Origin of the sequence: Aeromonas bivalvium (assembly GCF_000819765.1) — a bacterium.
Classification (GTDB): domain Bacteria; phylum Pseudomonadota; class Gammaproteobacteria; order Enterobacterales; family Aeromonadaceae; genus Aeromonas; species Aeromonas bivalvium.
In genome coordinates this window covers 49,652-63,491 of record NZ_CDBT01000035.1, presented here as the reverse complement: position 1 = coordinate 63,491, position 13,840 = coordinate 49,652, and the positions used below count along the sequence as shown (strand labels likewise).

The 13,840-nt window shown below is 63.7% G+C and carries 11 protein-coding genes; 8 read left to right on the top strand and 3 right to left on the bottom strand.

What is annotated here, in order from left to right; translation table 11 throughout:
* The coding region (locus BN1119_RS11510; protein ID WP_244463729.1) for a methyl-accepting chemotaxis protein at window positions 1–391 on the top strand (391 nt) is incomplete at its 5' end.
* A gap of 64 nt (window positions 392–455) precedes the next feature.
* On the opposite strand, the gene BN1119_RS11505 is transcribed toward BN1119_RS11510, so the two are convergent.
* Window positions 456–962, bottom strand: a complete 507-nt coding sequence (locus BN1119_RS11505) for a lipocalin family protein (protein WP_041997934.1) — start codon at window positions 960–962, stop codon at window positions 456–458.
* Between the two features lies 1 nt (window position 963).
* Window positions 964–1,887: an AraC family transcriptional regulator gene (locus BN1119_RS11500; RefSeq protein ID WP_041997932.1), complete on the bottom strand. Its 924-nt coding sequence runs from the start codon at window positions 1,885–1,887 to the stop codon at window positions 964–966.
* A gap of 118 nt (window positions 1,888–2,005) precedes the next feature.
* Between BN1119_RS11500 and yqhD the strand changes: the two genes are divergently transcribed.
* The 4 genes from yqhD to BN1119_RS11480 all read left to right on the top strand — a co-directional run bounded on the left by yqhD (window position 2,006) and on the right by BN1119_RS11480 (window position 8,258).
* Window positions 2,006–3,166, top strand: a complete 1,161-nt coding sequence (gene yqhD, locus BN1119_RS11495) for an alcohol dehydrogenase (protein WP_041997930.1) — start codon at window positions 2,006–2,008, stop codon at window positions 3,164–3,166.
* Window positions 3,167–3,673: 507 nt separating this feature from the next.
* The gene (gene pntA, locus BN1119_RS11490) at window positions 3,674–5,200 is read left to right on the top strand and encodes a Re/Si-specific NAD(P)(+) transhydrogenase subunit alpha (RefSeq protein ID WP_041997928.1); all 1,527 of its coding nucleotides are present in this window, start codon (window positions 3,674–3,676) and stop codon (window positions 5,198–5,200) included.
* A gap of 11 nt (window positions 5,201–5,211) precedes the next feature.
* On the top strand, window positions 5,212–6,696 hold the full coding sequence (gene pntB, locus BN1119_RS11485) for a Re/Si-specific NAD(P)(+) transhydrogenase subunit beta (protein ID WP_041997926.1): 1,485 nt from the start codon (window positions 5,212–5,214) through the stop codon (window positions 6,694–6,696).
* Between the two features lie 263 nt (window positions 6,697–6,959).
* Complete coding sequence (locus BN1119_RS11480; protein ID WP_041998084.1) at window positions 6,960–8,258, top strand: L-cysteine desulfidase family protein; 1,299 nt, start codon at window positions 6,960–6,962, stop codon at window positions 8,256–8,258.
* A 94-nt stretch (window positions 8,259–8,352) separates the two neighbouring features.
* Here the strand turns inward: BN1119_RS11480 and BN1119_RS11475 are convergent, their stop codons facing one another.
* On the bottom strand, window positions 8,353–9,108 hold the full coding sequence (locus BN1119_RS11475) for an outer membrane protein assembly factor BamD (protein WP_041997923.1): 756 nt from the start codon (window positions 9,106–9,108) through the stop codon (window positions 8,353–8,355).
* Window positions 9,109–9,224: 116 nt separating this feature from the next.
* Here BN1119_RS11475 and rluD point away from each other — a divergent pair, with 116 nt between their 5' ends.
* From rluD to clpB, 3 genes are all read left to right on the top strand, one after another.
* Window positions 9,225–10,205, top strand: a complete 981-nt coding sequence (rluD, locus tag BN1119_RS11470; protein ID WP_041997921.1) for a 23S rRNA pseudouridine(1911/1915/1917) synthase RluD — start codon at window positions 9,225–9,227, stop codon at window positions 10,203–10,205.
* Window positions 10,206–10,305: 100 nt separating this feature from the next.
* Window positions 10,306–11,055, top strand: a complete 750-nt coding sequence (gene pgeF, locus BN1119_RS11465; protein WP_041997919.1) for a peptidoglycan editing factor PgeF — start codon at window positions 10,306–10,308, stop codon at window positions 11,053–11,055.
* 172 nt (window positions 11,056–11,227) lie between these two features.
* Window positions 11,228–13,801: an ATP-dependent chaperone ClpB gene (clpB, locus tag BN1119_RS11460; protein WP_041997917.1), complete on the top strand. Its 2,574-nt coding sequence runs from the start codon at window positions 11,228–11,230 to the stop codon at window positions 13,799–13,801.
* Window positions 13,802–13,840: the final 39 nt, after the last annotated feature.

Below are 13,840 nucleotides of genomic sequence, written 5' to 3'. Positions count from 1 at the left end.
GGTGAGGGTGCTGTCGCGCCGCACCCACGACTCCACCGCCGAGATCCAGCAGATGATCGAGGCCCTGCAACAGACCACACGCCGTGCCGTCGGCGGCATGGAGACCAGTCGTCAGCTGGCGGGCACCAGCGTGGAGGACGCCGAATCCGCCAACCAGAGCCTGGCGCGGATCAACGAGGCCATCGGCGCCATCAGCGACATGGCGACCCAGATAGCGGCGGCCGCCGAGGAGCAGACCTCGGTCACCGGCGAGATCAGCCGCAACACAGAGAACATCCGTCACGTCTCCCAGGATCTGGCGGCGCAGGCGAGGGAGGAGGCCGCCCAGGCCGCCGAGCTCAAGTCCCTGACCGAGCGGCTGGAGCAGGAGGTGGGCCGCTTCCGGCTCTGAGCCACGGCTCGGTTTTCCATGAACAAGGGCAGCCCATGGGCTGCCCTTGTTCATGCTCGCGGGTTCAGGGTGTCTGGCTGACCCAGATCAGCTGGTCGGTGGCAAAGCCGAGCCCCCTGGCCCGCTCGACCAGGGCCTCTACCTTCTCTTTGGGGGGATGGGGCGTGCGGGAGAGGATCCAGAGGTACTGGAGGTTGTAGCTGCTCACCAGGGAGAGGTCATAGTCCGTCGCCAGCACGTTGTAGCTGCCGTAGAAGGGGCCGAAGAAGCTCACCTTGAGGCGCCCCTCGTCGCGCTCGCCCACGAAGTAGGCGCGCCCCTCGGCCTCGCGCCACTCCCCCTGTTCGTCCTGCCCTCGGTTGAGCACCCTGACGCCGCCGTCATCCCGCAGGCTGTAGTTGGCGGTGACCCGGCTCAGGCCGCGCTCGAAGCTGTGATCGAGACGGGCCACCTCGTACCAGGTGCCGAGATAGCGGTCGAGCTGGAAGGGCTTGACCACCTGGTGCCCCGGTGGAATGCCGGTGCAGGCGGTGGCCAGCAGGGCCAGAGCGAGCAGGATCAGTGTGCGCATGTCATCCCTCCACGATACGCAGTTGTCCCGAGCGAAAGCGCGCCGCGTGCTCGCTCGGGGTGTTGCCAAAGAAGCGTTTGTATTCGCGGCTGAACTGGGAGCCGCTCTCGTAGCCTACCTTGTCCGCCGCCACCCCGGCCTTGAGGCCGTCGTGCAGCATCATCAGCCGCGCCCGGTGCAGGCGCAGGGTCTTGATGTACTGCAGGGGCGAGGTGGCGGTGGCCGCCTTGAAGTGGTGGTGGAAGGCCGAGACGCTCATGTTTGCCTCCCGGGCCAGCTCCTCCACCGTCAGGTTCTCGGTAAAGCGCTGCTCCATGATACGCAGCACCCGGGCGATCTGGCTCACCTGGCTGTGACGGCTGGCCATGGCCAGCAGGGCAGGGGCCCCCCCTTCGTGCAGGGCGTGGAACAGGATCTCGCGCACTATCTGGGGCCCCAGCACCCGGGCGTGGAGCGGCTTGTCCATCACGTCGATGAGGCGCTCCACCGCGCAGAGCATGGTTTCGGAGAGGGGTACGGAGACCACGCCGCGACCCGGCTCCGCCGGGGCGGGGGCCGCGTCCCCCATCTCCAGCAGCAGGGCCTGCAGCGCCGCCACGTCGATCTCCACCGAGAGCCCCACCAGGGGGGATTCGGGGGAGGCGAAACACTCGCATTCGCAGGGCAGCGGCAGTGTCATCATCAGGTAGTGCTCGGGGTCGTAGCGGAAGGTGAAGTCCGAGAGATAGCCCACCTTGTGCCCCTGCAGGATGATGATCATCCGTGGCCGGTAGAGCACAGGGATGCGATCGTGGTGCTCCGTGGTGTAGATGAGGTGCACGCCGGGCACGGGGGCGGCGGTGATCCCCGGGTGTGGCGCCAGGGCGGCGAGGCGGCTGGCGAGGGCGGACTGGTGGGTCGCCACGACGGGCTGATTTGTACTCATTTATCCAGGCTCAGTAGAAATAGGCAAGAAATCGGCAGAAAGCTCCCTTGATGGTAGGTAGTTATAAGAGAAAAATGCAATCCATACCTTACCGACTACGATCACCCCGGGAGATCCCATGAACAACTTCATCCTGCACACCCCCACCAAGGTGCTGTTCGGCAAGGGCCAGGTGGCCCAGCTGCGCGGCCAGATCCCGGCCGACGCCCGCATCCTGGTCACCTACGGCGGCGGCAGCGTGGTGCGCAGCGGCCTGCTGGAGCAGATCCGCAGCGAGCTGGCCGGCCTGACCCTGTTTGAATTTGGCGGCATCGAGCCCAACCCCACCTACGAGACCCTGATGGGCGCCGTCGAACTGGCTCGCGCCGAGAAGATCGACTTCCTGCTCGCGGTGGGCGGCGGATCCGTGCTGGACGGCACCAAGTTCATCGCCGCGGCCGCCCACTATGATCCGGCCAAAGACCCCTGGCACATCCTCGAGACCGTGGGGGGCGAAGTGGCCTCCGCCATTCCCCTGGGCAGCGTGCTGACCCTGCCGGCCACCGGCTCCGAGATGAACATGGGCGCCGTCATCACCCGCAAGAGCACAGGGGACAAGCAGCACTTCTTCTCCCCCTTGGTGATGCCGCGCTTCGCCGTGCTCGACCCCGTGCTCACCTACACACTGCCGGCCCGCCAGGTGGCCAACGGCGTGGTGGATGCCTTCATCCACACCCTGGAGCAGTACCTCACCTACCCGGTGAACGCCAAGGTGCAGGATCGCTTCGCCGAAGGGCTGCTGCTGACCCTGGCTGAAGAGGGCCCCAAGGCACTGGTGGAGCCGGAAAACTACGACGTGCGCGCCAACATCATGTGGAGCGCCACCCTGGCGCTCAACGGCCTGATCGGGGCCGGCGTGCCCCAGGACTGGGCCACCCACATGCTGGGTCACGAGATCACCGCCCTGCACGGCCTTGACCACGCCCAGACCCTGGCGGTGGTGCTGCCCGCCCTGCTCGATGCCAAACGTGAGCAGAAGCGCGCCAAGCTGCTGCAATACGCCGAGCGGGTCTGGGATCTGCGCAGCGGCAGCGAAGCGGAGCTCATCGACGGCGCGATCAAAGCCACCCGCGACTTCTTCGAGCGGATGGGGATCAAGACCCGGCTGCGGGATTACGTGGCCGACGCCAACATCGACACCCTGCTGGCCAAGCTCGAAGAGCACGGCATGACCGCCCTCGGCGAGCACGGCGACATCGACCTGGTACAGAGTCGGCATATTTATGAAGCCGCCTGGTAACAGGCGAGCGCGGATCCCCGGCGCTGCCGGGGACTGAATCAGGGGACCCGAACCCGCCCGATGGCGGGGGCTGGGTCCCTCTGTCGTTACAAAAAGGTTACTTTTTCCCCTTTCGCCTCATCCGGTGAGCCAACGGCGGATTTCATAAGAACAAAAAACGCTAAGATAGAGGGCCGGCAAAACATTTTTTTTGACTGGTTGGATCACTTTTTTCAGCGCATTTTGCTGGTATTAAGCCTCTAATTTGGTTTGTTTTTTTTAATCAGGGTTCACGATGGACCGAATTCTTTACCCGCCCGCCCGGGACCGTGGTTGTAATAAAACTCCAAAATTTGATACTAATCACCTTCGCACCTGAAAAGCGGGGGCCTGACCATGACAGGAGGTTGCGGGAGAGCCTGCTGATTTTCATAACAAAGAGTCCTTGGCCTGCAATTTGGCCGCGCCTTGTTTCGCCAGAAATGAGACACTAGGTCGCGATTAATTATTAACCATCAGGGAATAGTCATGCAGATTGGAATACCGAGAGAGAGTCTCGCCGGTGAGACCCGGGTCGCAGCGACCCCGGCCACCGTCGAGCAGCTGAAAAAGCTCGGCTTCGAGGTGGCTGTCGAGGCCGGTGCCGGCCAGCTGGCCAGCTTCGATGATGCCGCCTTCGAGGCGGCCGGTGCCAGCGTGGTGCCGAGCGTCTGGCAAGCCGACCTTGTCTTCAAGGTCAACGCGCCGACCGATGCCGAGATCGCCGAAATTAAGGATGGTGCCACCCTGGTGAGCTTCATCTGGCCTGCCCAGAACCCCGAGCTGGTCAAGAAGCTGTCCGCGCGCAACATCAATGTGATGGCGATGGACATGGTGCCGCGGATCTCCCGTGCCCAGTCCCTCGACGCCCTCTCCTCCATGGCCAACATCGGCGGTTATCGCGCCGTGGTCGAGGCCGCCCACCAGTTTGGTCGCTTCTTCACCGGCCAGATCACCGCCGCCGGTAAAGTACCGCCTGCCAAGGTATTGGTGATCGGTGCCGGCGTCGCCGGTCTGGCTGCCATCGGGACTGCCGGTTCCCTCGGCGCCATCGTGCGTGCCTTCGACACCCGTCTGGAAGTGGCCGAGCAGATCGAGTCCATGGGTGGCGAATTCCTCAAGCTGGACTTCGGCGGCGAGGATGGTTCCTCCTCCGACGGTTACGCCAAGGTGATGAGCGAAGAGTTCATCAAGGCCGAGATGGAGCTGTTCGCCCAGCAGGCCAAGGAAGTGGACATCATCATCACCACCGCCCTGATCCCGGGCAAGCCGGCACCCAAGCTGATCACCAAAGAGATGGTGGACAGCATGAAGCCGGGTTCCGTCATCGTGGACATGGCGGCCCAGGCCGGCGGCAACTGCGAATACACTGTCTCGGGTGAACTGCATGTCACCGACAACGGCGTCAAGGTGCTCGGTTACACCGATCTGCCGGGTCGTCTGCCTGCCCAATCCTCCCAGCTCTACGGCACCAACCTGGTGAACCTGATGAAGCTGATGTGCAAGGAGAAGGACGGCAACGTCGCCATCGACTTCGAAGACGTGGTGCAGCGCAACATGACGGTGATCCAGGCTGGTGACGTGACCTTCCCGCCCCCCGCCATCGCCGTCTCCGCCGCGCCGCAGAAGCCTGCCGCCAAGGTCGAGGCCAAGAAGGCCGAAGAGAAGAAGCCCTCCAACAAGAAGTTCGTGTTCGGTGCCCTCGGCATCGCCGCCTTCGGTTGGGTGGCCGCGGTGGCGCCTGCCGCCTTCCTCTCCCACTTCACCGTCTTCATCCTGGCCTGCGTGGTCGGTTACTACGTGGTGTGGAACGTCTCTCACGCCCTGCACACGCCGCTGATGTCGGTCACCAATGCCATCTCCGGCATTATCGTGGTCGGCGCTCTGCTGCAGATTGGTCAGGGTTCAACGCTCGTCACCGCGCTCTCGTTTGTCGCCGTGCTGATTGCCAGTATCAACATCTTCGGTGGCTTCACCGTCACTCAGCGCATGCTGAAGATGTTCCGTAAGGATTAAGGGGGTTTAACGTGTCTCAAGGACTGGTAACAGCATCCTATATCGTTGCCGCCGTGCTCTTCATCCTCAGTCTCGCGGGACTGTCGAAGCAAGAAACGGCCAAGCATGGCAACCTGTTCGGTATCGCGGGGATGGCCATCGCCCTCATCGCCACCGTACTCAACCCGGAAACCAGTGGCGTGCACTGGATAGTGCTGGCCATGGTGATCGGCGGCGCCATCGGCGTGCGTCTGGCCCTCAAGGTCGAGATGACAGAGATGCCCGAGCTGGTGGCCGTGCTGCACAGCTTCGTGGGCATGGCGGCGGTGCTGGTGGGCTTCAACAGCTTCATCGACTTGCACCCCTCCGCGCCCGCTGAAGTGGTCGTCTCCGTCGGCTCCAACCTGGATGCGACCCTGGCCGCGGCCCGGGCGGCGTTCGAGCAGGCGGCCCAGGCCGTACAGGCCGAGCACCTCTCCGGTGCCATGCTGAACATCCACCTGGTGGAAGTGTTCCTGGGCGTCTTCATCGGTGCCGTGACCTTCACCGGTTCCGTGGTGGCGTTCGGCAAGCTGCGCGGTCTCATCTCTTCCAAGCCGTTGATGCTGCCCCATCGCCACAAGCTGAACCTGCTGGCGGTGCTGGTCTCCCTGGCGCTGCTGGTCTACTTCGTCAACGTCGGTGGCTCCACCATGGCGCTGATCCTGATGACCCTGATCGCCTTCGCGTTCGGTTGGCATCTGGTCGCCTCCATCGGCGGCGCCGACATGCCGGTGGTGGTCTCCATGCTCAACTCCTACTCCGGTTGGGCGGCGGCGGCGGCGGGCTTCATGCTCTCCAACGACCTGCTGATCGTGGTAGGTGCCCTGGTGGGTTCCTCCGGTGCCATCCTCTCCTACATCATGTGCAAGGCGATGAACCGCTCCTTCATCTCCGTCATTGCCGGTGGCTTCGGCTCCGATGGTGTCGCCTCCACGGCGGATCAGGAGATGGGTGAATACCGCGAGACCAATGCCGAAGACGTGGCGGATATGCTCAAGAATGCCCACTCCGTCATCATCACCCCGGGCTACGGCATGGCGGTGGCGCAGGCCCAGTACCCGGTGGCCGAGATCACCCACAAGCTGCGCGAGCGCGGCGTCAAGGTGCGCTTCGGTATCCACCCGGTGGCCGGTCGTCTGCCTGGCCACATGAACGTGCTGCTGGCGGAAGCCAAGGTGCCGTACGATATCGTGCTGGAAATGGACGAGATCAACGAAGACTTCGGCGACACCGACGTGGTGCTGGTGATCGGTGCGAACGACACCGTCAACCCGGCTGCGATGGAAGATCCGGGCAGCCCCATCGCCGGCATGCCGGTGCTGGAAGTGTGGAAGGCGCAGAACGTCATCGGCTTCAAGCGCTCCATGAACACAGGCTACGCCGGTGTGCAGAATCCGCTGTTCTTCAAGGACAACACCCAGATGCTGTTTGGCGATGCCAAGGCCAGCGTCGAGGCGATCCTCAAGGCGCTCTGATCGCCTGTTTCGCAACGCATATCCAGGGGGGCTCAGGCCCCCCTTTTTCATGTCCGCACGTCCCCGGCCGCCCCTGGTATCGCTCAGCCTGTCGCCTCGGGCATCACTCGATAGCCAGGTGACGCCAGCGTCACCACCCGACCGTGGCAATCGCTCAAAAGTCGGGCATAATGCCTGCCATCCGCGCGGGGCGACTCAACTAAATTTGAGATTTTCCGCAATAATACATATTTGATGAGATGAAAGAGGGGCAGCGCCCGACCATGGAGCACACGCAGATGAAGTCACAATGGATCGAATTTATTGCCCTGCTCAAGCGCGAAGTGGTGCCTGCCCTGGGCTGTACCGAGCCCATGTCGGTGGCCCTGGCCGCCGCCAACTGCCGCAAGCTGCTGGGGCAGGATCCGACCCGCATCAGCGTCTGGGTCAGCGGCAACCTGTTCAAGAACGGCATGGGGGTCGGGGTGCCCGGCACCGGCATGATAGGCCTGCCGGTGGCTGCCGCGGTCGGCATCACGGGGGGCAACCCGGATGCGGGTCTGGAGGTGCTCAAGGGCCTCACCCCGGCGCAGGTGGACGCCGCCAAGGCGCTGCTGCCCCTCATCAAGGTGGACGTGAAGGATGTGCCCGACGTGCTCTACGCCGAGGTGCTGGCCGAAGCCGATGGTCACAGCGCCCGGGTGGTGATCTGCACGGATCACACCCGCATCGTGCTGATGGAGCAGGATGGCGAGGTGCTGATGACCCAGGCCAGCGCCCCCGGGGTACAGATCCAGCCAGCCAGATCGGCCAGTCCCGCCCTGACCCTGAAGGAGATAGTCGAGTTTGCCCTCGAGGTGCCGCTCGCCGAGATTGCCTTCATCGGTGAGGCCGCCACCATGAACCAGGCCCTGGCGGACGAAGGCTTGCAGGGCTATGGCCTGAGTATCGGCAAGATGCTGACCGATCAGGTTGAGCGCAAGCTGCTCTCCGACGATCTGATGACGCTCGCCATGCGCCTCTCCTCCGCCGCGTCGGACGCGCGCATGGATGGCGCCATGCTGCCCGCCATGTCCAACTCGGGCTCGGGCAACCAGGGGATCGCCGCCACCATGCCGGTGGTCGCCGCCGCCCGTTTCCTCGGCTCCAGCGAGGAGCAGCTGACCCGGGCGCTGGTGATGAGCCATCTGGTGGCCATCTATATCAAGATGTATCAGAACAAGCTCTCCGCCCTGTGCGCCGCCAGCACGGCCGCCATGGGAGCCGGCGCCGCCATCACCTGGCTGCTGGGCGGCAGGTTCGAGCAGATCAGCCACTGCATCAACAACATGATTGGGGATGTGTCCGGCATCATCTGCGACGGCGCCGGCAGCGCCTGCTCCATGAAGGTCTCCACCTCCACCTCGGCGGCGGTGAAGTCGTCCCTGATGGCGGTCAACAACCTGAGGGTGCCCCAGAGCGAGGGCATCGTCTCCGACGACGTGGATCAGACCATCGCCAATCTGGGGCAGCTCTCCAGGCAGGGCATGCTGGACACCGACATCGAGATCATCAACATCATGCGGGCCAAGCAGCGCAACTGAGCCAGCGGCGGGAGCGAGCGGCCCGCCGCCCCAGCGTCAGGCAAAAAAACCGATGGCCATGGCCATCGGTTTTTCGTGGGGAGTTGCAGCGCCATCAACCCTTGGCGTGGCGGTTCTCCGGGTAGTTCTTGGCCAGCACCTCTCGGGCATGCTGGGCCAGGGTCGGCATCTTGAGGGTCTCGTAAGATTCGATCATGATGACGAGCGCCTCTTCGGTCTGGGGGGTGTCCGGATAGGTTTCGACCACCTGCTTGGCCCGGTTGGCGGCGGCGATCAGGGCATCACGCTTCACGTAATACTGGGCGACGCTGAGATCGTAGCGGGCGAGGCGGTTCTTCAGGCCTATCATGCGGGCACGGGCATCGGCCGCGTAGCTGCTGTTGGGGTAGTTCTGCAGCAGGGTCTTGAAATCCTGGAACGCCTGGCGGGCGTAGGAGGGATCCTTGTCGTCCCGATCGATGCCGAACAGATCCTGGAAGAAGTTGTAATCTGCCGCCATGTTGGTCAGGCCGCGCATGTAGAAGACGTAATCGATGTTCTTGTGCGCCGGATTGAGACGGATGAAACGGTCGATGTTGGCGGTCGCCTGGGCGGTGTCATCCTGTTTGTAGTAGGCATAGATGAGGTCGAGCTGCACCTGGTTGGAGTAAGCTCCGAACGGGTAGCGGGAGTCCAATGCTTCCAATAACTCGATGGCATTCACATAGTTGCCGGCATCCAGCTTGAGGCGTGCTTTCTGGTACAGGGTTTCCGGCGGTTCGTCGGGAACCTTGGGTTTGGTGCTGGAACAGCCAGTGATCAGGGTAGCGACCAAGGCGAGCGACATCAGCAGGTGAGACTTCTTTCCCATCAACAACATCCGGTCCATTTCCACGAAATTGGCAAAGTATCCGTTATGCTTGGCTAAAAGAAAAGCTAGAATACCCGGATTATTTCGAATTGAAACCCCCGCTCAAGAGACCATACATGAGCCAGCATATTGAATTAACAGGCGAATTCCAGGATCACCAATTCGGGCAGCGACTCGATCAGGCTCTGGCAGAAATATTTCCCGACTACTCCCGCACCCGGATCAAGGAGTGGATCCTGCAAGACAGAGTGACCCTGGATGGTCAGGTTGCCAACACACCAAGGGAGAAAGTCATCTCCGGGCAGCAGGTCCATGTGACGGTCGAGCTGGAAGATGACACCCGCTGGGATGCCCAGAACATAGCCCTCAACATCGTCTTCGAAGACGAACACATCCTGGTGATCGACAAGCCGGCCGGTCTGGTGGTGCACCCGGGGGCAGGCACGCCGGACGGTACCGTGCTCAACGCCTTGCTGCACCGCTACCCCGACATCGCCGAGGTGCCCCGCGCCGGTATCGTGCACCGTCTGGACAAGGACACCACGGGTCTCATGGTGATCGCCAAGACGATCCCCGCCCAGACCCATCTGGTGGAGGCGCTGCAGGCGCGCCAGATCACCCGTGAGTACGAGGCGGTCGCCATCGGCCACATGACCGCTGGGGGCACGGTCGACGCTCCCATCGGCCGTCACCCGACCCAGCGTACCCATATGGCCGTCATTCCCAACGGTCGTGATTCCGTGACCCACTATCGGGTGCACGAGAAGTTCCGCGGCCATACCCGGCTGCGACTGCGGCTGGAAACCGGTCGTACTCACCAGATCCGGGTTCACATGGCGCACATCAAGCACCCGCTGGTGGGCGACCCCGTCTATGGTGGTCGCATGCGTCTGCTGCGCAACGCCACCCCTGAGCTGACCGCCGCGCTGCGGGGCTTCCATCGCCAGGCCCTGCACGCCACCATGCTGCAACTGGCACACCCCATCACGGGTGAGGTGATGCAGTGGCACTCGCCCACCCCTCAGGACATGGTGGACTTGATGGCGGCGATGCGCGCCGATACCCTGGCCAACCCGGATGACCTGATCTGGGGTTGAGGGTCAGGGTCGCACAGATCCCGTGAGCATGGCGGCGGGGCACCCAGTGGGTGCCCCGCTTTTTATGGCAGCAGGCAGAGGCCGCATAAAGGAGTGACAGATGAAGACCATTCAACCGGACTGGCCCGCCCCGGCGCGGGTGCGAGCCCTCTCCACCACCCGGGACGGTGGCGTGAGCCAGGGGGTCTTCGACGGCCTCAATCTGGGGGCCCATGTGGGCGACGAACCCGCCAGAGTAGAGGACAACCGGGCCAGATTGCAGCTGGCGGCGGGGATCCCCGAGCCCCTTAACTGGCTCAATCAGGTGCATGGCATCGCCGTGCATCGGGTCAGCAAGCGGTATGAGAGTGCACCGGATGCCGATGCCGCCTGCGCCCACGAGGCCGGGCTGGCCTGCATAGTGATGACCGCCGACTGCCTGCCAGTGCTGTTCTGTGATCGGTCCGGTACCGTGGTGGCCGCCGCTCATGCCGGCTGGCGCGGCTTGCTGGGCAATGAAGAGGGTGGCGTGCTGGAGGCGAGCATCCGGGCCATGGGCTGCGAGCCTGGGGAGATCCTGGCCTGGCTCGGCCCCGCCATCGGCCCTGCGGCCTTTGAAGTGGGGAGCGAGGTGCGCGAGGCCTTTATGGCGGTGCAGGGCGAGGCGGCTGCCGCCTTCGTGCCTTCCAGCAATGAGGGCAAGTGGCTGGCGGATATCTACCAGCTGGCCCGGCTGCGTCTGGCCCGCGCCGGTGTCACCGCCATTTATGGCGGCGAGCACTGCACCTTCAGCGATGCCGAACGTTTCTACTCTTATCGTCGTGACGGTCAGACCGGCCGCATGGCCTCCATCATCTGGCTGGCCGAGTGAACACTCACCGGCCCCTTGCCTGCCAAGGGGCCGTGATCCTTCCGCTCCTGTGCCTTGCAGAAAAAATAACCAGCCCTGCCCCTTGAAATAGCCCGCACGGGCCTCATCTTCCTAGTCAGAAAGTTCTGTTGTTTGCCGCGCAAGCGGTGTCCGTTTTCAAGGGGGGAGTGCAATGCGCCTCGATCGCCTGACCAGCAAATTCCAAGTTGCTATTTCCGATGCCCAGTCTCTCGCACTGGGTCGTGACCACCAATTCATCGAGCCCGTCCACCTGATGGCCGCCCTGCTCAATCAGGACGGCGGATCCATTCGCCCGTTGCTGACCCTGACCGGGCTCGACATCAATGCCCTGCGCTCGCGTCTGGGCGAGGAGCTGGACCGCCTGCCCAAGGTGAGCGGCGTCGAAGGGGACGTGCAGCTCTCCAACGGCCTTGGCCGCCTGCTCAACGTCTGCGACAAGCTGGCCCAGCAGCGCAAGGATCAGTTCATCTCGTCCGAGCTGTTCGTGCTGGCGGCCCTGGACGAGAAGGGCAACCTGGGAGAGTTGCTGCGTGCCCAGGGACTGACCAAGGAAAAACTCGAAGCGGCCATCGACAAGGTGCGTGGCGGCAAGAAGGTGGATGATGCCAACGCCGAGGAGAATCGCCAGGCGCTGGAGAAGTACACCATAGACCTCACCGAGCGGGCCGAACTCGGCAAGCTCGACCCCGTGATCGGCCGGGATGAAGAGATCCGCCGCACCATCCAGGTGCTGCAGCGTCGTACCAAGAACAACCCCGTGCTGATCGGTGCCCCCGGCGTCGGCAAGACCGCCATCGTCGAGGGGCTGGCCCAGCGCATCATCAACGGCGAGGTGCCGGAGGGGCTCAAGAACAAGCGGGTGCTCTCCTTGGACATGGGGGCCCTGGTGGCCGGTGCCAAATATCGCGGCGAGTTCGAGGAGCGGCTCAAGGCGGTGCTGAATGATCTGGCTAAGGAGGAGGGGAGCGTCATCCTCTTCGTCGATGAGCTGCACACCATGGTCGGCGCCGGCAAGGGCGAGGGGGCCATGGACGCGGGCAACATGCTCAAACCGGCCCTGGCCCGTGGCGAGCTGCACTGCGTCGGTGCCACCACCCTCGATGAGTATCGCCAGTACGTGGAAAAAGACGCCGCCCTGGAGCGCCGCTTCCAGAAGGTGCTGGTGGAGGAGCCCTCGGTGGAGGACACCATCGCCATACTGCGCGGCCTGAAGGAGCGCTACGAGCTGCACCACCATGTGCAGATCACCGACCCCGCCATCGTCGCGGCGGCCCAGCTGTCGCACCGCTATATCGCGGATCGCCAGCTGCCTGACAAGGCCATCGATCTCATCGACGAGGCGGCGGCCAGCATCCGGCTGCAGATCGACTCCAAGCCGGAGTCCCTGGACCGGCTCGAGCGGCGCATCATCCAGCTCAAGCTGGAGCAGCAGGCGCTGATGAAGGAGGACGACGACGCCAGCCGCAAGCGGCTCGATCTGCTCAATCAGGAGCTGACGGAAAAAGAGCGGGAATACAACGAGCTGGAAGAGGTGTGGAAGGCCGAGAAGGCCGCCCTCGCCGGGACCCAGCACATCAAGGCGGCGCTGGAGCAGGCCCGTCAGGATCTCGAGGTGGCGCGCCGGGCCGGGGACTTGGGCCGCATGTCCGAGCTGCAATATGGCCGCATCCCGGAGCTTGAGAAACAGCTGGATCTCGCCACCCAGGCGGAGATGCAGGAGACCAGCCTGCTGCGCAACCGGGTCACCGACGTGGAGATCGCAGACGTCTTGGCGCGCTGGACCGGGATTCCGGTGGCGCGGATGCTGGAAGGGGAGCGTGACAAGCTGCTGCGGATGGAAGATCAGCTGCACAGCCGGGTGATCGGCCAGGAAGAGGCGGTGGACGCCGTCTCCAACGCCATCCGCCGCTCCCGGGCCGGGCTGTCCGATCCGAACCGCCCCATCGGCTCCTTCCTGTTCCTGGGGCCCACCGGGGTGGGCAAGACAGAGCTGTGCAAGGCGCTGGCGGAGTTCCTGTTCGATACCCAGGACGCCATGGTGCGCATCGACATGTCCGAGTTCATGGAGAAGCACAGCGTGGCCCGTCTGGTGGGGGCGCCTCCGGGATACGTGGGTTACGAGGAGGGGGGTTATCTCACAGAGGCGGTACGCCGTCGCCCCTACTCGGTGATCCTGCTGGACGAGGTGGAAAAAGCCCACCCGGACGTGTTCAACATACTGCTGCAGGTGCTGGACGATGGCCGCCTGACCGATGGTCAGGGCCGCACCGTCGATTTTCGCAACACAGTGGTCATCATGACCTCCAACCTCGGCTCGGATCTCATCCAGGAGCACTACGCCGAGAAGGACTACGAGGAGATGAAGTCCCTGCTGATGGAGCTGCTGACCCGCAGCTTCCGCCCGGAGTTCATCAACCGGATCGACGAGACCGTGGTGTTCCATCCGCTCGGCGAGGAGCACATCAAGTCCATCGCCCGCATCCAGCTGGGGAGCCTGATGGGTCGTCTGGAGTCCCAGGGCTTCGAGGTGGAGGTGAGCGAGGAGCTGCTGACCAAGCTGGTCCACGCGGGCTTCGATCCCGTCTACGGGGCGCGTCCCCTCAAGCGGGCCATTCAGCAGAAGGTGGAAAACCCGCTGGCCCAGGCCCTGCTCAGCGGTCGGGTCATCCCCGGCAAGCGGCTGCTGCTGGGTGCCGACAGCAACGGACTCACCATGACTCAGTGATGGCTCTCACCCTCGTTCACAACGCCAGCCCTCGGGCTG